Source organism: Streptomyces sp. GL_141 (assembly GCF_057834385.1).
This window is the reverse complement of record NZ_CM174402.1, coordinates 7,697,111-7,719,969: the sequence shown is the minus strand read 5'-3', so window position 1 is coordinate 7,719,969 and position 22,859 is coordinate 7,697,111. Positions and strand designations below refer to the sequence as shown.

General features: G+C 73.5%; 21 protein-coding genes. 12 read left to right on the top strand and 9 right to left on the bottom strand.

Annotated features, from left to right (window positions below; genetic code table 11):
• Positions 1 to 56 precede the first annotated feature (56 nt).
• The 3 genes from AC3IX6_RS34430 to AC3IX6_RS34420 all read left to right on the top strand — a co-directional run bounded on the left by AC3IX6_RS34430 (position 57) and on the right by AC3IX6_RS34420 (position 4,052).
• A complete protein-coding gene (locus AC3IX6_RS34430) occupies positions 57 to 2,579 on the top strand; it encodes a DEAD/DEAH box helicase (protein ID WP_489367187.1) in 2,523 nt (840 codons plus the stop codon).
• A gap of 124 nt (positions 2,580 to 2,703) precedes the next feature.
• Positions 2,704 to 3,606 carry an acyl-CoA thioesterase gene (locus AC3IX6_RS34425; protein ID WP_489367186.1) on the top strand — a complete coding sequence of 301 codons (903 nt, stop codon included), beginning with the start codon at positions 2,704 to 2,706 and terminating at the stop codon, positions 3,604 to 3,606.
• Between the two features lie 32 nt (positions 3,607 to 3,638).
• Positions 3,639 to 4,052, top strand: coding sequence for a YchJ family protein (locus AC3IX6_RS34420; RefSeq protein WP_489367185.1), 414 nt, complete (start codon positions 3,639 to 3,641; stop codon positions 4,050 to 4,052).
• On the opposite strand, the gene AC3IX6_RS34415 is transcribed toward AC3IX6_RS34420, so the two are convergent.
• Both AC3IX6_RS34415 and AC3IX6_RS34410 read right to left on the bottom strand, forming a co-directional pair.
• Positions 4,016 to 4,846, bottom strand: coding sequence for a DUF6397 family protein (locus tag AC3IX6_RS34415; RefSeq protein ID WP_489367184.1), 831 nt, complete (start codon positions 4,844 to 4,846; stop codon positions 4,016 to 4,018). The genes AC3IX6_RS34420 and AC3IX6_RS34415 overlap by 37 nt on opposite strands.
• Positions 4,847 to 4,958: 112 nt before the next feature.
• Positions 4,959 to 5,357, bottom strand: a complete 399-nt coding sequence (locus tag AC3IX6_RS34410; RefSeq protein WP_243340556.1) for a roadblock/LC7 domain-containing protein — start codon at positions 5,355 to 5,357, stop codon at positions 4,959 to 4,961.
• A 106-nt stretch (positions 5,358 to 5,463) separates the two neighbouring features.
• On the opposite strand from AC3IX6_RS34410, the gene AC3IX6_RS34405 reads away from it, so the two are divergent.
• Complete coding sequence (locus AC3IX6_RS34405) at positions 5,464 to 5,892, top strand: PPOX class F420-dependent oxidoreductase (RefSeq protein WP_489367183.1); 429 nt, start codon at positions 5,464 to 5,466, stop codon at positions 5,890 to 5,892.
• A gap of 77 nt (positions 5,893 to 5,969) precedes the next feature.
• Here AC3IX6_RS34405 and AC3IX6_RS34400 read toward each other — a convergent pair whose 3' ends face one another.
• The 5 genes from AC3IX6_RS34400 to AC3IX6_RS34380 form a co-directional block, all read right to left on the bottom strand.
• Entirely contained in the window at positions 5,970 to 6,611 is a 642-nt protein-coding gene (locus AC3IX6_RS34400; RefSeq protein ID WP_489367182.1) for a GTP-binding protein, read from the bottom strand.
• Positions 6,611 to 6,937, bottom strand: coding sequence for a DUF742 domain-containing protein (locus tag AC3IX6_RS34395; RefSeq protein WP_254381858.1), 327 nt, complete (start codon positions 6,935 to 6,937; stop codon positions 6,611 to 6,613). The genes AC3IX6_RS34400 and AC3IX6_RS34395 overlap by 1 nt, the downstream gene beginning before the upstream one ends.
• Positions 6,938 to 7,008: 71 nt before the next feature.
• Positions 7,009 to 7,452 carry a roadblock/LC7 domain-containing protein gene (locus AC3IX6_RS34390; protein ID WP_243340590.1) on the bottom strand — a complete coding sequence of 148 codons (444 nt, stop codon included), beginning with the start codon at positions 7,450 to 7,452 and terminating at the stop codon, positions 7,009 to 7,011.
• The gene (locus tag AC3IX6_RS34385; RefSeq protein WP_489367181.1) at positions 7,452 to 10,121 is read right to left on the bottom strand and encodes a sensor histidine kinase; all 2,670 of its coding nucleotides are present in this window, start codon (positions 10,119 to 10,121) and stop codon (positions 7,452 to 7,454) included. The genes AC3IX6_RS34390 and AC3IX6_RS34385 overlap by 1 nt, the downstream gene beginning before the upstream one ends.
• Before the next feature lie 94 nt (positions 10,122 to 10,215).
• On the bottom strand, positions 10,216 to 11,016 hold the full coding sequence (locus AC3IX6_RS34380) for an MHYT domain-containing protein (RefSeq protein ID WP_489367180.1): 801 nt from the start codon (positions 11,014 to 11,016) through the stop codon (positions 10,216 to 10,218).
• Between the two features lie 167 nt (positions 11,017 to 11,183).
• Between AC3IX6_RS34380 and AC3IX6_RS34375 the strand changes: the two genes are divergently transcribed.
• From AC3IX6_RS34375 to AC3IX6_RS34360, 4 genes are all read left to right on the top strand, one after another.
• Positions 11,184 to 11,915: a class I SAM-dependent methyltransferase gene (locus AC3IX6_RS34375; protein ID WP_489367179.1), complete on the top strand. Its 732-nt coding sequence runs from the start codon at positions 11,184 to 11,186 to the stop codon at positions 11,913 to 11,915.
• 115 nt (positions 11,916 to 12,030) lie between these two features.
• Positions 12,031 to 12,819, top strand: coding sequence for a hypothetical protein (locus AC3IX6_RS34370; protein WP_489367178.1), 789 nt, complete (start codon positions 12,031 to 12,033; stop codon positions 12,817 to 12,819).
• A gap of 137 nt (positions 12,820 to 12,956) precedes the next feature.
• Positions 12,957 to 13,436, top strand: coding sequence for an SAM-dependent methyltransferase (locus AC3IX6_RS34365; RefSeq protein WP_489367177.1), 480 nt, complete (start codon positions 12,957 to 12,959; stop codon positions 13,434 to 13,436).
• A 129-nt stretch (positions 13,437 to 13,565) separates the two neighbouring features.
• Complete coding sequence (locus tag AC3IX6_RS34360) at positions 13,566 to 13,952, top strand: hypothetical protein (RefSeq protein ID WP_489367176.1); 387 nt, start codon at positions 13,566 to 13,568, stop codon at positions 13,950 to 13,952.
• Positions 13,953 to 13,994: 42 nt separating this feature from the next.
• Here AC3IX6_RS34360 and AC3IX6_RS34355 read toward each other — a convergent pair whose 3' ends face one another.
• Both AC3IX6_RS34355 and AC3IX6_RS34350 read right to left on the bottom strand, forming a co-directional pair.
• Complete coding sequence (locus AC3IX6_RS34355) at positions 13,995 to 14,585, bottom strand: MOSC domain-containing protein (protein WP_489367175.1); 591 nt, start codon at positions 14,583 to 14,585, stop codon at positions 13,995 to 13,997.
• 20 nt (positions 14,586 to 14,605) lie between these two features.
• Entirely contained in the window at positions 14,606 to 14,788 is a 183-nt protein-coding gene (locus tag AC3IX6_RS34350; RefSeq protein WP_266875995.1) for a hypothetical protein, read from the bottom strand.
• A gap of 252 nt (positions 14,789 to 15,040) precedes the next feature.
• On the opposite strand from AC3IX6_RS34350, the gene AC3IX6_RS34345 reads away from it, so the two are divergent.
• The 4 genes from AC3IX6_RS34345 (at position 15,041) to exaC (ending at position 22,627) form a co-directional block, all read left to right on the top strand.
• Entirely contained in the window at positions 15,041 to 17,959 is a 2,919-nt protein-coding gene (locus tag AC3IX6_RS34345; RefSeq protein ID WP_489367174.1) for a DEAD/DEAH box helicase, read from the top strand.
• A gap of 5 nt (positions 17,960 to 17,964) precedes the next feature.
• Positions 17,965 to 19,323 carry an SWIM zinc finger family protein gene (locus AC3IX6_RS34340; protein ID WP_489367173.1) on the top strand — a complete coding sequence of 453 codons (1,359 nt, stop codon included), beginning with the start codon at positions 17,965 to 17,967 and terminating at the stop codon, positions 19,321 to 19,323.
• 311 nt (positions 19,324 to 19,634) lie between these two features.
• Positions 19,635 to 21,047 (top strand): GAF domain-containing protein, encoded by a 1,413-nt coding sequence (locus AC3IX6_RS34335; RefSeq protein ID WP_489367172.1) that lies wholly within the window; start codon positions 19,635 to 19,637, stop codon positions 21,045 to 21,047.
• Between the two features lie 56 nt (positions 21,048 to 21,103).
• Positions 21,104 to 22,627, top strand: a complete 1,524-nt coding sequence (exaC, locus tag AC3IX6_RS34330) for an acetaldehyde dehydrogenase ExaC (RefSeq protein ID WP_489367171.1) — start codon at positions 21,104 to 21,106, stop codon at positions 22,625 to 22,627.
• The last annotated feature ends 232 nt before the right edge of the window (positions 22,628 to 22,859 follow it).

The following is a 22,859-nucleotide window of genomic DNA, read 5'->3' as shown; positions in this document are numbered from 1 at the left end:
CTTCCTTCTGTCCGCCGGTTCCCTGATCCGGGGGGAAGCCAGGCAAGATGGGGGGTGTGACCCTCATTGATCAGCTCCCGCCGAACGCCGACCCCGACGCCCTCTTCGAGGCTTTCTCCTCGTGGGCGGAGGACCAGGGCATCACCCTGTACCCGGCTCAGGAGGAGGCGCTGATGGAGGTGGTCACCGGCGCGAACGTGATCCTTTCCACCCCGACCGGCTCCGGCAAGAGCCTGGTGGCGGCGGGCGCGCACTTCACGGCTCTGGCCCAGGACAAGGTCACCTTCTACACCGCGCCGATCAAGGCGCTGGTCTCCGAGAAGTTCTTCGACCTGTGCAAGCTCTTCGGCACCGAGAACGTCGGCATGCTGACCGGCGACGCCTCGGTGAACTCGGACGCGCCGGTGATCTGCTGCACCGCCGAGGTGCTGGCCTCGATCGCCCTGCGCGACGGCAAGTACGCCGACATCGGCCAGGTCGTGATGGACGAGTTCCACTTCTACGCGGAGCCGGACCGCGGCTGGGCCTGGCAGATCCCGATCCTGGAGCTGCCGCAGGCTCAGTTCGTGCTGATGTCGGCGACGCTCGGCGACATGAAGCGGTTCGAGGAGGACCTGACCCGGCGCACCGGCCGGCCCACCTCGGTGGTGCGCTCCGCGACCCGGCCCGTCCCGCTGTCGTACGAGTACGTCACGACGCCGATCACCGACACCATCACCGAGCTGCTGGAAACCCGGCAGGCCCCGGTCTACATCGTGCACTTCACGCAGGCCCAGGCGGTCGAGCGGGCGCAGTCGCTGATGAGCATCAACATGTGCACCCGCGAGGAGAAGGACAAGATCGCCGAGCTGATCGGCAACTTCCGCTTCACCACCAAGTTCGGCCAGAACCTCTCGCGCTACGTCCGTCACGGCATCGGCGTGCACCACGCGGGCATGCTGCCCAAGTACCGCCGCCTGGTGGAGAAGCTGGCCCAGGCCGGTCTGCTGAAGGTCATCTGCGGCACCGACACCCTCGGCGTCGGCGTCAACGTCCCGATCCGCACCGTGCTGTTCACGGCGCTGACCAAGTACGACGGCACCCGGGTCCGCACGCTGCGCGCCCGTGAGTTCCACCAGATCGCCGGCCGCGCCGGCCGCGCCGGCTTCGACACCGCCGGCTATGTGGTGGCCCAGGCGCCCGAGCACGTCATCGAGAACGAGAAGGCCCTCGCCAAGGCGGGCGACGACCCGAAGAAGCGCCGCAAGGTGGTCCGCAAGAAGGCCCCCGAGGGCTTCGTGGCCTGGTCGGACACCACCTTCGAGAAGCTCATCGGCGCCGACCCGGAGGCGCTGACCTCGCGCTTCAAGGTCACCAACATCATGCTCCTGTCGGTCATCGCCCGGCCCGGCGACGCCTTCAAGGCGATGCGCCACCTGCTGGAGGACAACCACGAGCCGCGCAAGGCCCAGCTGCGCCACATCCGCCGGGCCATCGCCATCTACCGCTCGCTGCTGGACGGCGGTGTCGTCGAGAAGCTCGACACCCCGGACGCCGAGGGCCGCACGATCCGGCTGACCGTCGACCTCCAGCAGGACTTCGCGCTGAACCAGCCGCTGTCCACCTTCGCGCTGGCCTCCTTCGACCTGCTGGACCCGGAGTCCCCTTCCTACGCGCTGGACATGGTCTCGGTGGTGGAGTCCACGCTGGACGACCCGCGCCAGATCCTCGCCGCCCAGCAGAACAAGGAACGCGGCATGGCCGTGGGCGCGATGAAGGCCGACGGGGTCGAGTACGAGGAGCGGATGGAGCGGCTCCAGGAGATCACCTATCCCAAGCCCCTCGAAGAGCTGCTCCTGCACGCCTACGACGTGTACAGCAAGAGCCACCCGTGGGTCCGCGACCACCCGGTCTCCCCGAAGTCGATCATCCGCGACATGTACGAACGCGCGATGACCTTCACCGAGTTCACCTCGTACTACGAACTGGCGCGCACCGAGGGCATCGTGCTGCGCTACCTGGCGAGCGCGTTCAAGGCGCTGGACCACACCATCCCCGACGACCTCAAGTCGGAGGACCTCCAGGACCTGATCGAGTGGCTCGGCGAGCTGGTCCGGCAGGTCGACTCCAGCCTGCTCGACGAGTGGGAGCAGCTGGCGAACCCGGAGGTGGAGACGGCGGAGCAGGCCCAGGAGAAGGCCGACCAGGTCAAGCCGGTCACCGCGAACTCCCGCGCCTTCCGCGTCCTGGTCCGCAACGCCATGTTCCGCCGGGTGGAGCTGGCGGCCCTGGACCACGTCAACGTGCTGGGCGAACTGGACGGCGACTCCGGCTGGGACGCCGACGCCTGGGGCGAGGCCATGGACGGCTACTGGGACGAGTACGACGACCTGGGCACGGGCCCCGACGCGCGCGGCCCCAAGCTGCTCCAGATCGAGGAGGACCCGGCGCACGGCCTGTGGCGCGTCCGGCAGACCTTCGCCGACCCCAACGGGGACCATGGCTGGGGCATCAGCGCCGAGGTGGACCTCGCCGCCTCCGACGAGGAGGGCCGTGCGGTCCTGCGCGTCACCTCGGTCGGCGAACTCGGCCAGCTCTGACCTGCCGGGCTTCCCCGGCCTCCCTCCGGCTCCGCGCGGGCGGGCACCCGCCCCGCAACCGAACCCCGACCCGCAACCGACCGGCGCCCTCACGGCGGCCGGGCCCGACAGTGGAGATCCTCTGATGACGAACCCCGCCGAGAGGCTGGTCGATCTGCTCGACCTGGAGCAGATCGAGGTCAACATCTTCCGGGGCGCCAGTCCCCAGGAGTCCCTCCAGCGCGTCTTCGGCGGCCAGGTCGCCGGCCAGGCGCTGGTCGCGGCAGGCCGCACCACGGAGGGCGACCGGCCCGTCCATTCCCTCCATTCGTACTTCCTGCGCCCCGGCATCCCCGGAGTGCCGATCGTGTACCAGGTGGAGCGGGTGCGCGACGGGCGCTCCTTCACCACCCGCCGGGTCACCGCGGTCCAGCAGGGCAAGACCATCTTCAATCTGACCGCCTCCTTCCATCAGCCGGAGGAGGGCAGCATCGAGCACCAGCTGCCTCCCCGCCTCGAGTTCCCGCACCCGGACACGCTCCCGAAGGTCGTGGACGAGATCCGCGAGCACCTGGGCACGCTGCCGGAGGCGCTGGAGCGGATGGCCCGCCGCCAGCCCTTCGACATCCGCTACGTGGACCGGCTCCGCTGGACCCCCGAGGAGCTCAAGGACGCCGATCCGCGCAGCGCGGTGTGGATGCGCGCCGTCGGCCCGCTGGGCAACGACCCGCTCGTGCACACCTGCGCCCTCACCTACGCCAGTGACATGACCCTCCTCGACGCCGTGCGCATCCCCGTGGAGCCCCTGTGGGGCATGCGCGGTTTCGACATGGCCTCCCTCGACCACGCCATGTGGTTCCACCGGCCGTTCCGGGCGGACGAGTGGTTCCTGTACGACCAGGAATCGCCCATCGCGCACGGCGGCCGGGGCCTGGCCCGCGGCCGCATCTACGACCTCGAGGGCAAGCTGCTGGTGTCGGTGGTCCAGGAGGGGCTCTTCCGCCCGTACGGCGCCAAGGCGTCCAAGCCGGCCGTGTCCCCGCAGTAGTCCCTCCCCTCCCCGAAGAACTGAGTGCTTCCATGCCCACCCCGGCTCCCGCTCCAGCCGTCCCCTGCCCCTGCGGGCTGCCCGCCGCCTACCCGGAGTGCTGCGGCCGCTTCCACTCCGGCGAGCGGCAGGCGCCCACCGCCGAGCTGCTGATGCGCTCCCGCTTCAGCGCCTTCGCGGTCGGCGACACCGCCTATCTCCTGCGCTCCTGGCACCCGTCGACCAGGCCGGGCGTGCTCGACCTGGATCCGGCCCAGCGCTGGGAACGGCTGGAGATCCTGGCCACCGAGCGCGGCGGGATGTTCGAGACGGAGGGCGCGGTGGAGTTCCGGGCGCACTACCGCGAGGGCCGGCACACCGGCTCCCTGCACGAGCACAGTTCCTTCGCCCGGGACAACGGGGCCTGGGTCTACGTCGGCCCCCTCTCCCCCGTCGACTTCGACTGACCCCTCGCTCCGGTCAGGGCGAAGTCGAGGCTCGTGCGGTACCAGCCGGTCTCGTCCGGCGACCCGGCCCGCAGCAGCCGGGCCGCCACCTCGGCGGCCGCCGCAACCTGCGGGTGCCCGTAGGGCGGGGGCGGGGCGAGCGCCCCGAGCAGGATGCGCTCCGCCGGGTCGGGCACGATCGCGCGCACGTCGTCCTCGGGGAGCACGGAGGCCAGTACGGCAGCCCGCTCCCAGGGGTCGGCGGTCCGTCTCAGCAACAGCCCGACGTGCCGTTCGCGCCACTTCCGGGGCCGTAGGTCGGCCCCGGCCGCCATCAGCTCCCGGTCGGCCGGCGGCGCGCTCCCCCGCAGCATCCCGGGCTCGCGGGCCGCGAAGTCCCGTAGCTCCGCGGTCAGGTAGAGCCACACCACCGCCCGGTAGCGGTTGATCCGGTATCCCACCGGAGTGAGGTGTCCGCAGCGGGCGAGCCGGGTGAACCGGCTCGGGCCGACCCCCAGGACGGCGGCCGCGGCCGCCGCTCCCGCGACCGTCTCCACCCGCTCGCGCAGCGTCTCCGGGAACCCCCCGGCCGACCGGACCCGGTCGAGCTCGGTCCGGGTGTACCGCGCGGCCCCGGCGGGCCCCTGGGGTCCGGCCCGTACCAGGCCCAGCTGGACGGCGCGGGCGAACTCAACTCGGCTCAGCCCCAGTTCCCCGGCGGCCCGCCCACCGCCCAGCAGCCCGGCGACCTCTCCGCACCCCGCCACCGCGGACTCCGCCGTCCGCGGCGCCTCGACCGTCTGCGTCTGTGTCATCGCGCTCTCCCCACCAGAGTGACTACTGTGTGTGAAGAACGTAACTCAGAGCAACGACGGCGCGCGGGGCCTGTGGACAACCCGGAACGGGCGAAGGCCGCCGCCCCCTGCCTCAGCCCCCGGTGATTCGCCGCTCGGCGACACCCAGGTGCTCCCCCACCCGGTTCACCAGCAGCGTCATCTCGTACGCCACGTGCCCGATATCCGCCTCGGAGGCGCTCAGCACGCACAGGCAACTGCCCGCGCCCGCCGCCATCACGAAGAGGACCCCGTCGTCGTACTCGACCATCGTCTGGCGGACCTCACCCGCCCGGAAGTGCCGCCCCGAGCCCTTCGCCAGGCTCTGCAGCCCCGCCGCGACGGCCGCAAGGTGCTCCGCGTCCTCCCGTGCCAGCCCCGCGCTCGCGCCCGTCACCAGGCCGTCGTTGGAGAGCACCACCGCGTGCCGCACCTGCTGCACCCGCCGCGTCAAGTCGTCCAGCAGCCAGTCCAGCTGCTTGTCCAGCGCCATATACAGTCCCTCCCCGTCGACGCGGTCCAACCGGCCGCGCCCCACCCCGCATAGTCGTGCCGCCAGCCTTCCCCACCAGCGGCTTTCCGGCAAGGAGGATGGACCCATGGTGAAGAAGATGACTCAAGAGGAATGGCGGGAGTTCGTCTCCCGCTCCACCCGCACCGGGAAACTGTCCACCGTCCGTGAGGACGGAAGCCCTCACATCGCTCCCATCTGGTTCGTTCTCGACGGCGACTCCTTCGTGTTCAACACCGGGAAGGACACCGTCAAGGGGCGCAATCTGGCCCGCGACGGCCGCGTCGCCCTCTGCGTGGACGACGACCGGCCGCCGTTCTCCTACGTCGTCCTCCAGGGCCGCGCGGAGATCAGCGAGGACCTGGACGCGATGCTCCCCTGGTCGACCAGGATCGGCGCGCGCTACATGGGGGCGGAGAACGGCGAGGCCTTCGGACGCCGCAACGCCGTCCCCGGCGAGCTCCTCGTGCGCGTCACCATCGACAAGGTGATCTCGGCCGCCGGCGTGGCCGACTGACGGCAACCCTGCCCGACTCCCGCACCACCAGGCCACCAGCCCCGCAACCCGGCAACACCCTTGCACCGCGGGCCGGTTCACACCGAATCGGCCCGCGGTTCCACCGACTCCAGCAACCGCGCCGTGTGCACCCGTCCCGCGTACTCCACCAGCCGGATCAGCACTTCCTTCCCCGAGTCCTTGTCCCGTGCGTCGCACAGCACCACCGGAGTCCCCTGATCCAGGTCCAGCGCCCGCGCGACCTCGTTCGAGGCGTACCGCCGGGCGTTCGCGAAGCAGTTGACGGCCACCACGAAGGGGATCTTGCGGTGCTCGAAGTAGTCGACCGCCGAGAAGCAGTCCTCCAGCCGCCGCGTGTCGGCGAGGACCACCGCACCCAGCGCCCCCTGGGACAACTCGTCCCACAGGAACCAGAACCGGTCCTGCCCCGGGGTCCCGAACAGGTACAGCGACAGCCCCGACCTGATCGTGATCCGCCCGAAGTCCATGGCCACGGTGGTGGTCGTCTTCTGGTCGACCCCTCCCGTGTCGTCGACCAGCTCCCCGGCCTCGCTGAGCAGTTCCTCCGTGCGCAGCGGCCGGATCTCGCTGACGGCGCCGACCAGGGTCGTCTTCCCGACTCCGAAGCCGCCCGCCACGAGTATCTTCAGCGCGAGCGCGGCCAGTTCCTCTCCGCCCTCGGCGGCCGGCGCCGGCCCGTCGTCGTCGTGCAGTCCCATCACAGCGCTCGCAATCCCTCGATGACTTCACGCAGAATCCGCTCGTCCGGAAGCTGTGCGGGCGGCACGGGCCGGCTGACCTTGACGTGCCCGGCCTCCAGCAGGTCCCCGAGCAGTACGCGCACCACGCCCACGGGCAGGTCCGCGTCCGCCGCGAGTTCGGCCACCGACTGGGTCTCGTCCCGGCACAGCCCGAGCAGCGCCCGGTGCTCCGGTCCCAGCAGCGACTCGGCCGCCTCGTCCGTTCCCGCCGGGTCCACGACGACCAGTGCGATCAGGTCGAACCGGACCCCGTGGGGTCCCGGCTTCGTGCGCCCGCCGGTCATGGCGTACGGACGGACGAGCGGGCCCGCGTCGGCGTCGTACCACCGGCCGTTCGTGCTCAAGGCCGCCGCCCTCAACCGGCGGCCGGCGGCCGCGCCGCGAACCGGGCCGGGGTGTACAGGTGCTCGCCGACCCGTTTGACCAGCCGGGCCATCTCATAGGCGATGAGCCCCATGTCGGCGCCGGCGCCGCTGAGGACGGCCAGGCAGGAGCCGTCTCCGGCGGCCGCCACGAAGAGGAAGCCCTCGTCCATCTCCACCATCGTCTGGCGCACGCCTCCGGCGTGGAAGTGCCGGCCCGCGCCCTTGGCCAGGCTGTGGAAGCCGGAGGCCACGGCCGCCAGGTGCTCGGCGTCCTCCCGGCTGAGCGCGCTCGAAGCGCCCACCGCCAGGCCGTCGTTGGACAGGACCACCGCGTGCCGTACCTCGCGCACCCGGACCACGAGGTCGTCCAGGAGCCAGTCGAGTTCGCCCGACCTGCGGACGCCGTCGAGGTCGATCCTCTGATGTTCGATCATCACCGTGCTCCTTCGCCTTCGCCAGTACTGCCTGTGCCGCCCGCGCCGCCCGCACGGCTCGGACCGTCCGGGCCGGCTTCGCCGCTCGCCTGGGTGCCCCGCACCCAGCCCGCCCGGTACGCCGCCATCCGCTCGCGCGCCTGCTCGGGGCTGCGGCCGGGCGGCGCCTCCGCCCCCCGGACCCCGGCCGGGGCCTTGGGAGCGGGGGCCTCGCGCAGCTGCGGGACGAGGCTTGCCTGCCGGACGCGGCGCGGCAGTTCGGTGACCGAGGCGGCCGGGCCCGCGGGGGCCGCCGTGACCGCCGGGGCGGGGGTACGGGGAACCGCGCCCGCGGAGCCGCGCGGCCGCAGCGGGGCCACCGGGGAGGGCCGGGGCTCCTCCCGTACGGGGCTCCGGTCCGGGACCGGGACCCCGCGCGGGTCGTCCCGTACGACGCTGATGGCCTGGGACGGCTCCCGGTACCGCTCCCGGACCGGTTCGGCGACCGGCTCGGGCGAGGGAGCCGGGGTCGGGGCCGGCGCGGCGGCGTGCTCCTCCTCGGGCTGCGCGGAGGCGGCCGTCAGGGCGCCCTGGAGCAGGGAGTTGGGGAGCAGTACGACCGCGGTGGTGCCGCCGTACGGTGACATGCGCAGGTGCACCTTCACACCGTGGCGGGCCGAGAGGCGGCTGACCACGAAGAGCCCGAGCCGGTCGCTGTCGAAGAGGTCGAGGGCCTCGGACTGCTCGATGCGCCGGTTGGCCTCCTGGAGGGATTCGCGGCCCATGCCGAGCCCGCGGTCCTCGACCTCCAGGACGTATCCGGCGCCGACGGGTTCTCCGCTGACCCGGACCTTGGTGTGGGGCGGGGAGAACTGGGTGGCGTTCTCGATGAGTTCGGCCAGCAGGTGGGTGAGGTCGGCGACGGCTCCGCCGACCACGGCGGCCTCGGCGAGCTGACGGACCTCGACGCGCGGGTAGTCCTCGATCTCGGAGACGGCGGCCCGTACGACGTTCGTCAGCGGGATCGGCATCCGCCAGGCGCGCCCGGGGGCGGCGCCCGAGAGGATGATCAGGCTTTCCGCGTGCCGCCGCATCCGGGTGGTGAGGTGGTCGAGGCGGAAGAGGTCGCCGAGCTCGTTCGGGTCGTCCGCACGCCGCTCCATCGAGTCGAGCAGGGTGAGCTGCTTGTGCACCAGGACCTGGCTGCGCCGGGCGAGGTTGACGAAGACCCCGCTCACGCCGCTGGCCAGTTCGGCGCGTTCGACGGCGGCGCTGAGCGCGGCCCGGTGGACCGTGGCCAGTGCCTCGCCGACCTGGGCGATCTCGTCGTCGGCGGCCGGTCCCCGCGGGGTTTCGGCGGCCACGTCGATGTCCTGACCGGCGCGCAACCGGTCCATGGCCTGCGGGAGTTTGCGGTGGGCGATCTCCAGCGCGGTGTTGCGCAGCGAGACCAGTTCGACGACGAGGGCCCGGCCGATGCGGACCGAGATGACGAGCGAGGCGGCCACGGCGGCCAGGCCGAGGAGGACGGCGGCTCCGGCGGGACTCAGCGCGCCCGCGCCGAAGGGGTCGGCGCGGTCGGCGGATGCCGCGTGGGCGGCGTCCGTGATCTCCCGCATCGAGCCGGCGACGGAGGTGTACGCGGCTTCCCAGCCGGGGGGCGGGCCGGCGGTGGCGGCACCGGCCGCGGCGGCCAGTGCCCGGTCCTCGGCTCCGGTGAGGTCGGCGTAGGCGGCGCTCTTGGCCACGGACTGCCAGGCGTCCTGCTGTGCGGCGGGCAGGTCCCGGGCCGCGGTGGCGGTCAGGGCACGGCGGGTCTCGACCGCGCCGGTCAGCCGGCGAAGCGTTTCGGCGGTGCGCGGCCCCGGAGCCGTCAGCAGGGCGTCCTCCCGCGACAGCTGTTCCCCGGCCCGCGCGAACTCCAGCAGGACCCTGGCGTCGACGCCCAGTTCGGCGTCCTGCCCTCCTCCGGAGAGGGCCCCGCCGACCTCCAGCGCCGCGTCGATCACCCGGGTGTACGTCTCGTACGCCGCTTCCGGGGCGGCCCGGTGCCCGGCGACGTCCTTGCGGGCCGGGCCCAGTCCCTCGGCGGCGGCGACGAAGTCGCGCAGCCGGATGACGATGTCGCTGCGGTAGTCGCCGGAGTCGGCCACGGTGTTGTGGTCGCCGAGCCGCAGTGCCCGTACGGCGCCGTCGGTGCGGCGCGCCTGTTCGTCCAGGGCGGCCGTCTGGCCGGGGGCCTGGGCGGCGGCCGCCTGGCCGGCGGTGGGGTCGGCCAGCAGCCGTACGGCCGTGCGCCGTTCCGCCTGCAGGGCGGTCACGGCGGCCTCGACCGGTGCCCGGAGCTCGCGGTCGACGCGCTGGACACGGGTGAGGCGGGCGACGTCCTGGGCCGCGTCGACGGTCGCGAAGGCCCAGAGGGCGAGCAGGGAGACCACCGGCACCATCAGCAGCGAGACGATCTTCGCCCGGACGGTGGCGGGACGCAGCCGCAGGCGCGGGCCGCGACCGCCTCCCCCGGCCCCGCCGGGTATGGCCCCGAGCACGTCGGAGGCCGCGCGCCCCACGGGCTCCTCGGCGGGCGGCCCGGCGTGCGCCCGGCGGCCCGGCCCCTTGCCGCGGCCACCCGCCGGCGCGGGCGCGGGCGGCCGCGACGCCGCTGCTTCCGGTGTTCTGCGGGGTCTGCGCATGGGCTCCTCGTTCCGGGCGGTGCGTACGTACGTGGCGGTCGCGGGGGCGGTGGCGTGGCGGCGGGCATCAGCGGCGCCCTGGTGGCGGCGGGCCTCAGCCGGTGGGGGTGGGGGCGGCGGCCCGCTCTCCCAGGCGCAGGTCGGCGGAGGCCATCGCGGAGGCCTCCCGCTCGTCGGCGGTCGGCGAGAGGGCGACGAACGCGGAGGTGATGAAGAGGTAGGAGCCGAGGCCGACGGCGAGCGGGAAGATGAACTGCATGGCGGTGGCGCCCGGCAGGACCGCGTCCGAGGGGGTGACCTCGACGGCGACCGCGAGCATGCCGGTGTAGTGCATGCTGCTGACGGCTCCGCCCATCACGAGCGAGGCGACGGCGACGGCCACCGGGGACTTGATGTTGAGGGCCGCCCACAGGGCTGCCGTGGCCGCGACGACCGCGATGGCGACGGAGAGCCCGACGGTGAGCGGCTCGTAGGAGACCGAGCCGTGCAGGCGCAGGGCCGCCATGCCGAGGTAGTGCATGCTGGCGACGCCGAGGCCGGTGGTGAGGCCGCCGAGGACGAGGGCCCGGCCGCGGTCCTTCCCGTAGCCGACGGCGAAGACCCCGGCGCCGACGACGATCATCGCGACGAGGAGGCTGAGGATGGTCAGCGGCACGTTGTAGCGGATCTCGGTCCCGGTGACGTGGAAGCCGAGCATGGCGACGAAGTGCATCGTCCAGATCCCGGTGCCGATGGCCGAGGCCGCCGTGAGGAGCCAGTTGCGGCGGGAGGTTCCGGTCGTCGCGGCGAGCGCGCGAACGGTGCAGCGCAGGCCGAGGGCGGCGCCGATCGAAGCCATCACGTATGACAGCGCGGGGGTAAGCCAGCCATAGGCGGCGTGGTCCAGGTGTCCCATGGCCACGGAAGCTAGTCCGGGTGAGGGAGCGAACACGGGCCGCATTTCGAAAGCCACTGGAACTGCTGGAATATGACAGAGATACGTTCATCTTCGATCACACCACGTACCACCTTGCACACGTTCCGCAGGCATGTGCCGGAGCCCCGGTGGGGGATCATGGGCACATGAGCGAAGACCGCACACAGGACCACACCCGGAACCGGTCGCAGGACGCGCCGCAGGACCCGGCTCGGGACCCGGCTCGGGACCCTGCCCTGGACCCCGCCTTGGACCCCGCTCGGGACCGGCCGCAGGACCAGAGTCGGGACCGCGGACACGTCCAGGAGTTCTTCGGGGCGCGCGCGGCCGGCTGGGACCGCAAGTTCCCCGGGGACGGGCCCGCCTTCGCGACCGCCGTCGGCGAGTTCGGACTGCGCCCCGGGGACCGGGTGCTCGACGCGGGCTGTGGCACCGGGCGGGCGCTGACCGCGCTCCGCGCGGCCGTCGGACCGTCGGGAGCGGTGCTCGGCGCCGATGTCACCCCGCAGATGCTGACGGCCGCGCGCGAGGCGGGCCGGGACGCGGAGGGCGCCCTGCTGCTGGCGGACGTGGCCCGGCTGCCACTGCGCGACGGGGTGCTGGACGCCGTGTTCGCCGCCGGTCTCGTCGCCCATCTGCCCGACCCCGGGGCCAACTTGCGCGAGCTCGCCCGGGTCGTCCGCCCGGGCGGACGGCTCGCCCTGTTCCACCCGATCGGGCGGGCGGCCCTCGCGGCGCGCCACGGCCGCGAACTGACCCCGGACGACATGCGCGCCGAGCACAACCTCGGCCCGCTGCTGGCCGGTTCGGGCTGGCGGATGACCTCGTACGCCGACGAGGACTCCCGCTTCCTCGCGCTGGCGGTCCGCACCTCCTGACCACGACCGGCGAACCGTGCAGGTGACGGGCGTGGAAATCGCCTCCCGCCAGCTCTCGACGCGGTGGTTACTCGCTGGTTAGGGTGCGCCGACGAGAGAACGACCGGGAGGCCACGTGTCCGAAGAGGAGGACGGCGGTTCGCTGTACGTGCTGACCGCCGTGCTGCTGACCCCCGCGCAGTTCCCGAGCATCCTGGGTGACGACTATCCCGAGGCCTGCTCGCTGCTGGGCGTGCCGCCGGCGGCCGCCGGGTACGGCCTGGTGCTGGGGCAGGACGAGGAGGGCGCGCGCTGGACCGTCGTGGTCGACGACGTCTCGCTCGTGGCCATGGCCATCGCCTCGTGGGACTGCGGGATGGAGTACGACCTGTCCCCCGACGAGCGGTCCATCGTGATCTCGCTCGCGGGCTGGCCGATGGCGCTCGCGGTGGCCACGGCCGGGATCCCCGATCCGCACGATCCCGAGCAGGGCGCGGACGGTACGGGGCGGGTGCCGCTGGCCCCGCCGTCGGCCGAGACCTGGGGGCCGGTGCAGCGGCGGATGGGCGCCGACCAGATCGCCCGGGAGTGGGCCGACTGGAGCGAGCGCGTGGCCACGGACGGCGGGGCCGCGGCCGCCGCGCACCCGGGGCTGGCACGTGCCTTGGCGGAGGCCCTGGGGTACACGCAGAGCCCGCCGCCGCCCGGCAGGGTGCGGTCGTCCTTCGCGGGCGACGAGGCGCGGACGCTGCGCGTCGACGGGCCGGGGTGGTCGCTGGTGGCCCGCACCGGCGGGGCCGCCTTCGTCCTGCTCGACGACGAGCCGAGCGAGGTGCTGGCCGTACCGCACGAGGCCCAGGGGGAGCTTCCGGAGCTGTCGGAGCTGCTGGCGGCACTGGACCGGGTCGCGGTGCGGCCCGCCTGAGCGGGGCCGGGCCGGGGCCGTGATGCTGTGTGGTGTGGCGCGGGTGAGCCGCGTGCGGGGGTGCGGGGTTTGGGGTGCGGGGTGCGGGGTGTGAGGTGTTCGATGTGTGAGCTGGGCGCGAGGGGGAGGATGCGCTGATGGATCCGGTGGAAGTGGTCCCGGTGGGCACGGTCGTGGGCGGCCGCTCGGAGGTCGTCGACGACGACTGGGGGCGGGAGACGGCGGTGATCCGCCTGGACCGGGAGCGGTTCGGTCCGGAAGCCCTGTACGGGCTGGAGGACTTCTCGCACGTCGAGGTGGTCTTCCACTTCGACCGGGTTCCGGAGGACAGGATCGAGACGGGCGCGCGGCGCCCCCGGGGCAATCCGGACTGGCCGCTCGTCGGCATCTTCGCCCAGCGCGGCAAGAACCGGCCCAACCGGCTGGGCCTCTCGCGCTGTCGCGTCCTGAAGGTGGACGTCCTGGCGGCGGACGGCCCGGAGTTGCACGTGGAGGGGCTGGACGCGGTCGAGGGCACTCCGGTGCTCGACCTCAAGCCGTACATGACGGAATTCGGCCCGCGCGGCGAGCACCGCCAGCCGGAGTGGGCGACGGAGCTGATGCGGGACTACTACTGAGTCGCGCGGGGTGGGGCGGGGCGCCGCGTGTAGGGTCCGAGACTCCGTGAGCAGGAGCAGGTGCGGCAGGCCGCACCGGGAAGCTCACGGAACCGGGCCGGACGTGGGGCGAGCCGACAGGAGGACGGCATGACCGTGGTGACCCGCTTGGTCACGTACACCGATCTGGACGCCGGCGCTACGAACGCCCGGCAGCTGTCGGTGTCGGCACGGCTGGAGGCCGTACTCGCGGACGGCCGCGGTGTGGTGCTGCTCGACGATCGCGGCTGGAGCAGCTCGGGCCCGTCGGGCGTCCCCGCGCTGACCTCCGCCGAGGACATCGAGGAGACGGCCCGGACGGTGGTCGGGCCGGACGAGCCGTTCGACGGCATGACGCAGGAGCAGGTGGCCGCCGGACACTGGGGCCACCTGGCCGGCGTCCTCGGGGAGCACGGAGTGGACGTTCCGGCGCACGAGCTGGAGCGGCTGCCCCATGACGTGGTGCTCAGCGAGCGGCTTCGCGCGTGGATCGCCTGAGCGATCCGGTGGCGTCGGCTGCGGACCCTACGGAGCGGCGGGTCAGACCCGGTCGAGGGGCACGTGGGGCGTCGGGGGGAGGGTGACCTCGATGGTGTCGCCGGGCTGGATGGTGCCACCGCGGTGGACCACGCCCATGATTCCGGCCTTGCGCAGCACGTTGCCCTCGTCGTCCCGGCCCACCACCTGCTTGAGCAGTCCGTGCTGGAAGTTGTCGATCTGCAGGCACGGGTTGCGCAGCCCGGTCACCTCGACCACCGCGTCCGCACCGAGGCGCAGCAGCGTGCCGGTCGGCAGGGCGAGCAGGTCTATCCCTTCGGTGGTGACGTTCTCCCCGAGCTGGCCCGGCTCGACCTGGTGACCGGCCTCGGCCACCTCCTCGAAGAGCTCCCGGTGGATCAGGTGCACCTGCCGGAGATTCGGCTGCGTGGGGTCCTGGGCCACCCGGGAACGGTGCTTGACCGTGACCCCCGCGTGGACGTCCCCCTCGACCCCGAGCCCTTGGAGGAGCGTGATGCTCTCGCGCGTGGGCTTGGTGAACGAGTAGACCCCGTTGCTGCTGACCGCCGCGACCTGCGCCGTGCTCGCCGCGCCTGCCGTGTCTGTCGTGCTCGCCGTGTCTGCCGTGCTCATGGTTGACCCCCCTGCCGCCGTCAGCGGCCGATCTGCTTCCTGGATATGCCCCGCAGCCTACGACGCTGGGAGGAGTCCAACAGCAGGTAGGCGGCCACCGGGACGCCGATCAGGACCAGCAGCCCGGCCCAGAACCCGACCGCCCAGAACAGCACGATGGCTGCCACCACACCGGCAACCGCGATCTTTCCGCTCGTGGACATCTGCGGCACCCTCTTTCTCCGTCGGCCACTACCCCACACAACGCGCGCTCCGGCCCCCGCGTTCCCGCCTCCTCGTTTCCGTTCCGCTCGTGCGCTTCCGTTCCGTTCGCGCGTTTCTGTTCCGCTCGCGCGCGCCCGCCAGCGCGAACGGCCGCGGACGTGACCCGGGTCACCGCGCCGCCTCGGGCCGGGGCGGCCGCCGGTGGGTTACTCTCGGCCACTCCGTATCCGGTAGTCAAGTTTGAGGAATGCGTGCTCCCAACGATCTCCGGCCTCATCCCCTGCTCCGCCGTCTTCCTCCCCGCCGAGCCGGCCCGCGACGGCCGGATCGCCTTCTGGCGGCCCGACCCGGCCGAAAGCCTCCGCCTCGGCGGCCTGGGCACCCCCGAGCAGCTCACCGTCGTCACGCCCGACCTGCGACGCACCACCGTGCCGGCCAGCGTCCTGCCCCTCGCCGAAGCCCTGCCGCTGCTCACCCGGGTCCGGTCCGCCGCATCGGCCGGAGCCGCGCCCTTCTGGGGCGCCGCCACCCTGCTGGCCCTGCGCTTCGCGGCCCGCGGGCTGCTGCTGCCCGGGCTGAGCCCCGCCGGGTACGACGCCTGGCGGCTCGGGCCGCTGGACGCCGCCGACCTGGAGGAGGTCCGGGAGCTGGCGGCGGCCATGCCGCCCGACGCGCACTGCGTACCGGTCGGCACCGGCGAGGATCTCGACCTCGCAGCCCCGCCGCGGCTGCCCGCCCCGGAGCCGCTGCTGCGCGCCTTCCTCGACGCCGTCGCCGACACCCTGCCCCGCTCCCCCGCCGCACCCGCCGCCGCCGGCGGCTCCGCCTACGCCGCCCGCCCGCCGCGGCTCCACCCGGAACTGCGCGACTGGGCCGCGGAGGTCGCGGCCGGGCACGACGCCGGGGTGCGCGTCTCGCTCCGCATCGAGGTGGACCCGGACGCCGAACCCGCCGCCTTCCGCGCCGTCCTGCAGATGCACGGCCTCGCCGACGCCACGCTCGTCGCGGACGCGGCCGACGTCTGGGCCGGATCCGGAGCCGCCGCGGCCGCCTTCCCGCCGGGTGCCCGCCTGGACGCGCTCCGGGCCCTGCGGCGTGCCGCCCGCCTGTGGCCGCCGCTCGGGCCGCTGCTCGGCGCCGCCGTCCCCGACGCCGTGAACCTCGCCGACGAGGAGGTCGCGGAGCTGCTCGGGGAGGCCGCCGGTGCCCTGGCCGCCGACGGGGTGCAGGTGCACTGGCCGCGCGGGCTCGCCCGTACGCTCACCGCGCGGGCCGTCGTGGGCCGGCCCGCCCCCGGCTCCGACCTGCCGGGCCTGCCGGGCCTGCCGGGGCCGCTCTCCGCCGCCTCCGCACACCCGGTCGGCTGGCGCTATGCCCTGAGTGGCCAGGGCGACCTGACCTCCGACGAACTGGACCGGCTCGCCGAGGCGAAGCGGCCCCTGGTCCGGCTGCGCGACCAGTGGGTCCTGATCGATCCGGCCGCGGCCCGCCGGGCCCGGGCCCTCGCCCGCCAGGACCGCGAGGTGACGGCCGCCGATGCGCTGGCGGCCGTACTGACCGGCTCGGCGGAGCTCGACGGCACGCGGTACGACGTAGAGGCCACCGGTCCGCTGGAACGGCTCCGCACGCTCCTCACGGCCGACCCCGAGCAGGCGGACCGCGGGCAGGCCGACCCCGAGCAGGCGGACCGCGGGCACGGCGACGCGCAGCCCGACGTCCAAGCCCCGGCCGCCCTCCGCGCCGGCCTGCGCGACTACCAGCTCCGCGGCCTGCGCTGGCTCGCCCGCCTCACCGGGCTCGGCTTCGGCGCCTGCCTCGCCGACGACATGGGCCTCGGCAAGACGGTCACGCTGATCGCCCTGCACCTGCACCGCCAGGAGCACGGGCACGAGGGCCCGACCCTGGTGGTCTGCCCGGCCTCGCTGCTGGGCAACTGGCAGCGGGAGATCGAGAAGTTCGCCCCCGGCACGCCGGTGCGCCGCTTCCACGGCGCAGGCCGCGACCTCGAAGGGCCGGCCGGCCAACCCGCCGGGGGATTCGTCCTCACCACCTACGGCACCATGCGCCTGGACGCGCCCCGGCTCGCCGCCGTGCGCTGGGGCATGGTCGTCGCGGACGAGGCCCAGCACGTCAAGAACCCGCGTTCCTCGACCGCCAAGGCCCTGCGCACCATCCCGTCGGCGGCCCGCGTGGCCCTCACGGGCACCCCGGTCGAGAACAACCTGTCCGAGCTGTGGGCCGTCCTCGACTGGACCACGCCCGGCCTCCTCGGCCGCCTCGGCACCTTCCGCACGCGCTACGCCGAGCCGGTCGAGAGCGGCCGCGACCCGCGGGCGGCGGCCCGACTGGCCGCGCTGGTCCGACCGTTCCTGCTCCGCCGCAAGAAATCCGACCCCGGGATCGCGCCCGAGCTGCCGCCCAAGACGGAGACCGACCACACCGTGTCCCTGACCCGCGAACAGGCCGGTCTGTACGAGGCGGTCGTGCGCGAGACCCTCGCCGCGATCGCCGCGGCGCACGGGATGGAGCGCCGCGGGCTCGTCGTCAAACTGCTCACCTCGCTCAAGCAGATCTGCAACCACCCCGCCCAGTACACGAAGGAGCCGCACGGCTCGAAGGAGTCCACCGGCGCGGCCTCCGGCAAGCTGGAGCTGCTCGACGAGCTGCTCGACACGATCCTGGCCGAGGGCGGCTCCGTGCTGGTCTTCACCCAGTACGTGACGATGGCCCGCATCATCGAACGCCATCTGACGGCGCGCGGCATCGCCTCCCAACTGCTGCACGGGGGCACGCCCGTTCCGCGCCGCGAGGAGCTCGTGGACCGGTTCCAGGCCGGCGAGGCACCCGTGTTCCTGCTCTCCCTCAAGGCGGCCGGCACCGGCCTCAACCTCACCCGCGCCGCACACGTCATCCACTACGACCGCTGGTGGAACCCGGCCGTCGAGGAACAGGCCACCGACCGCGCCTACCGCATCGGGCAGACCCAGCCCGTCCAGGTCCACCGCATCATCGCCGAAGGCACCGTCGAGGACCGGATCGCCGAACTCCTCGAACGCAAAAGGGCCCTGGCCGACGCCGTGCTCACGGGCGGCGAGGCCGCGCTGACCGAACTGAGCGACGCGGAGCTGACGGAACTCGTCGCGCTCCGCCCGACCGCCTCCGGGGAGTGACACGGATGAACGCCAAGGACCCGTACGCCAGGGACCCGTACGAGAAGACCTTCCCGCCCCTCCCGCCCGCGCCGGGCCGGGCCTTCGCCCAGACCTGGTGGGGCCATGCCTGGCTGCGCGCCCTGGAGGACAGCGCGCTCGACGGCCAGCAGGTCAAGCAGGGCCGCCGGTACGCGCGTTCGGGCGCCGTCGGGGCCGTGTCCGTACGGCCGGGCGGGCTGACGGCCGTGGTGCGCGATCCGGACGGGACGGCGCACAGGACCGACGTGCTGGTGCAGGAGTTCACGGAAGCGGAATGGGACCGGTTGCTCGGCATGGCGGCCGCCGAGTCCGGGCACATCGCGGCGCTGCTCGACCGGGAGGTACCGCCGGAGCTCGTGGAGGACGCGGCGGCGGCCGGGATCGACCTGCTGCCCGGGATCGGCGACCTCGACCCGCGCTGCGACTGCGAGGAGTGGGACCACTGCCCGCACACGGCGGCGCTCTGCTACCAGGTGGCGCGACTGCTGGACCAGGACCCCTTCGTGCTGTTGCTGCTGCGCGGGCGGGCGGAGGCCGGTCTGGTGGCCGAGCTGGAGGAGCGCAGCACGGCGGAAGCGGAAGCCGGATCTTCGGATCCCGCCGGCGATGTCGGCGCCCTCGGCATGCTCGGCGCCCTCGGCGTGCTCGCGTCCGACGTGTACGCCGCGGCTTCCGCGCTGCCCCCGCTGCCCCCGCCCGCGGCGCTGCCGGACGCGCCGGGCCAGCCCCCGACGCTGGACACGGAGTCGGGGTCGGAGCCGCCGGGGCTGGATGTGGACGGGGTGGAGTTCCTGGCGCAGGCGGCCGCGGCGCAGGCGTACGGGCTGCTCGCGGAAGCGCTCGCTCCGGCCCACGCGGAGCGCGCCCCGCAGCCCGAGCCGACGACCGCCCACGACGCCGTACGGCTCACCGCGGAGGCCCACGACCTTCGGGTCCGCTCCCGCCTGTCGGCGGCTTCCGACAGGGACCGGGCGGCCATGGACCGGGCCGTACTCGCCTGGGGCTTCGGCGGGGCGCAGGCCGTCGCGGTGCTGGAGGAGGGCTGGAGCCCGGACCGGGCATCGCTCACCCGGGCCCGGGCCGCACTGGCATCGGCCTGGCCCGACGGGACGGACGGGCCCGACGGGGCTGACGCCGGCGCCGGCGCCGCCGCCCCGGTGCTCCGCCGGATCCGGTCCCGCTGGACGGAACCGGGCGGTGACCGCCAGCTCCGCCTGGGCCGCGAGGGCCGCTGGTGGCCGTACCGCCGGGCGGCGGACCACTGGCTCCCGGCGGGCCCGTCCTCCAACGACCCGGCGGCGGCGCTGGCCGCGCTGGACCCGGAGGAGGACCCGGAGGCCTAGGCCGTCTCTTTCGGATCTTGCCGGTCAGGCCCGCGTCGTCCGGTGCCGTGCCTCGCCGCGCTGCCGGGGCTCCCGCGTACTGGACGTACTCGGGTGCCTCGGCAGTGCGGCGAGGTGCGGTGCCGGGCGGCGCGGGCCAGGCAAGATCCGAAAGAGACGGCCTAGGGGGCTGGGGGCCCCGCCCCGGGGGGGGCACACCGACGGGGACCGGCCGACCCGCGCCCCGCACTGGCCGACGTACCGCTTGCCGGGGCGTCGGGCCGGTACGACGATGGGGCGCTCCGGGTACCAAGGCACCGCGAGAGGGTGACATGGACGATCCTTCGGTGGCTCTGCCGGGCGGGGCCGACCCCGCCGAGCGGACGCGGGAACTACGGCGGGCCCACGCCGCGTTCACCCAGGACGGGCGGGTCGAGGCCCCGGTGCGGGCGGTCATCGCGAGGTCCTGGCGCCGCTGCGCCCGGGCCCGGGTCAGCCCGGAGTGCACGCCCCGGGTGGAGCTGGCCGGGGCGGAACTGCGGTCGTACCGGGAGCAGCATCCGCTGGCCCGGGTGCTCCCGCTGTTCCGGGACCTCGTGGGCGCCTTCGCCTCGGACGGGGCCCATCTGCTGGCGGTGTGCGACGCCCGGGGCAGCCTGCTCTGGGTGGAGGGCGAACCCGCCACGATGCGGCGTGCGGAGGGCCTCGGCTTCGTGCCGGGCGCCCGCTGGGCGGAGACGGCGATGGGCACCAACGCCCCCGGCACGGCGGTGGCGGTCGGTGAGCCGGTCCAGGTCTTCGGCGCCGAGCACTTCAGCCGTCGGGTGCACCCGTGGACCTGCGCGGCGGCTCCGGTCCGCGATCCGCGCACCGGAAGGGTGCTCGGCGCCATCGACGTCACCGGGGGCGACTGGCTGGCCCATCCGCACTCCCTCGCCTTCGTGCGGGCGGTCGCGTGCGCGGCGGAGGCCCGGCTCGCCCTGCTCGATCCGGCTCCCCCGGCGCCCGGGGACTTCCTCGCCGCGCTCGGCCGCGACGAGGCGCTGCTGACCGGGGGCGGCCGCGAGGTCCGGCTCGGGCGGCGGCACAGCGAGATCATGGCGCTGCTCGCGCACCACCCGGAGGGGTTGTCGGGCGAGGAACTGGCCATCGCCCTGTACGAGGACGAGTCGGTGTCACCGGTCACCCTGCGCGCCGAAATGTCACGGCTGCGCGGCCTGTTGGGCCCCCGGGCCCCGCTCTCCCGCCCCTACCGCACGGCCGCGCCGCTGGAGGCCGACTTCACCGCCGTCACCCGCCACCTGGCCTGCGGCGCCGTCTCGGCGGCGCTGGCCCGCTACCCGGGCCCGCTGCTGCCCGCTTCCACGGCGCCCGGCATCGTCCGGCTCCGGCGCCGCATCGAGGAGCAGGCGCGGGCCGCCGTGATCGCGCGGGCCGACCCGGGGCTGCTGACCGACTGGGTGTGCGGCCCGTGGGGCGCGGAGGACATCGACGTCTGGCGGGCCCTGGCCGCCGTACTCCCGGCGGCGGGCCGGACGGCCGCACTGGCCCGCGTACGGGCCATCGACGCGGAACTCCTCTCACCTCGTGGGGAGTTGTCGGCGCAGCGGCCGACCGGACGCTCCCGCACCGTCCCGGAGGGGACCACGACCGGCAGCGCCGCGACCACCGCAGGCTTCGCACCACCGCCCGCGGCCCGTGCGCCGCGCGGCCGTGCAACGTACCGGCAACCTGCCCGCCCCTAGCCTCGCGGCGAGCACCGGCCGACGGCGGCCGGCGCCCGGCAAGGGGAGGTCCCTCCATGGCCCGTTACGCTGCGCCCGGCACCGAAGGCGCGCTCATGTCGTACGCGTCCCGCTACGGCCACTTCATAGGCGGCGAGTACGTCGAGCCCGCCCTCGGGCGGTACTTCGCCAACCCCTCCCCCGTGACCGGCGAGACCTTCACCGAGGTGGCGCGCGGTACGGCCGAGGACGTCGAGCGCGCACTGGACGCGGCGCACGCCGCCGCGCCCGCGTGGGGACGCACCTCGATCACCGAGCGTTCCACGATCCTGCTGCGGATCGCGGACCGGATGGAGCAGCACCTGGAGGCGCTCGCGGTCGCGGAGACCTGGGAGAACGGCAAGCCGATCCGCGAGACCCTGGCCGCCGACATGCCGCTCGCCGTCGACCAGTTCCGCTACTTCGCGGGCGCACTGCGCGCCCAGGAGGGGGCCCTCAGTCAGATCGACGAGGACACGGTGGCCTATCACTTCCACGAGCCGCTGGGGGTGGTCGCCCAGATCATCCCGTGGAACTTCCCCATCCTGATGGCCGTGTGGAAACTGGCTCCGGCCCTGGCCGCGGGCAACACGGTGGTGCTGAAACCGGCCGAGCAGACGCCGGTGTCGGTGCACTACCTGATGAGCCTGATCGCCGACCTGCTGCCGCCGGGTGTGGTGAACATCGTCAACGGCTTCGGCGAGGAGGCCGGCAAGCCGCTCGCGTCCAGCCCGCGCGTGGCGAAGGTGGCCTTCACCGGGGAGACCTCCACCGGGCGGCTGATCCTGCAGTACGCGGCGGAGCACCTCAAGCCGGTCACGCTGGAGTTGGGCGGAAAGAGCCCCAACCTCTTCTTCGACGACATCTGGACCGCCGACGACGACCTGCGGGACAAGGCCCTCGAAGGCTTCACGATGTTCGCCCTCAACCAGGGCGAGGTGTGCACCAGCCCCTCCCGCGCCCTGATCGAGCGCGGCCGCTACGGCGACTTCCTCGACGCGGCCGTGGCCCGCACCGAACTGATCGTCCCGGGCCACCCGTTGGACACGGACACGATGATCGGCGCGCAGGCTTCGGCCGAGCAGCTCAAGAAGGTCCTGTCGTACGTGGAGATCGGGCAGCAGGAGGGCGCGAAGATCCTGACCGGCGGGCAGCGCGTGGAGCACGGCGGCGAACTGGCGGGCGGCTTCTACGTCCAGCCGACCATCTTCGAGGGCGACAACCGCATGCGGATCTTCCAGGAGGAGATCTTCGGCCCGGTGGTGTCGGTGACCTCGTTCCAGGACTTCGACGACGCGGTGCGCATCGCGAACGACACGGCGTACGGTCTGGGCGCCGGCGTCTGGACCCGCGACATCAACACGGCCTACCGCGCGGGCCGAGCGATCCAGGCGGGCCGCGTCTGGACGAACTGCTACCACGCCTACCCCGCCCACGCGGCCTTCGGCGGCTACAAGCAGTCGGGCATCGGCCGGGAAACCCACAAGATGATGCTGGAGCACTACCAGCAGACGAAGAACTTGTTGGTAAGTTATTCCCCCAAGAAGCTCGGCTTCTTCTAAAAGTTGAGCACAGTGCCTGACCTGCGCAACCGACCGGTCAGGCACTGTACAAACGTCTCGGAAGAGCGACCGAAGCCGCGTGATTCCATGGTTCATTTGCCTCCGAGATCCCACTACATGGACAATCTGCTGGTGTCCTACTCGCCGAATAAGCTGGGCTTCTTCTAAGCCCGCTAAAGAAGGCGCCTGACCTGGGCCTATGCCCGGCAGGCGCCTGCTTCGGTCCCCAGGC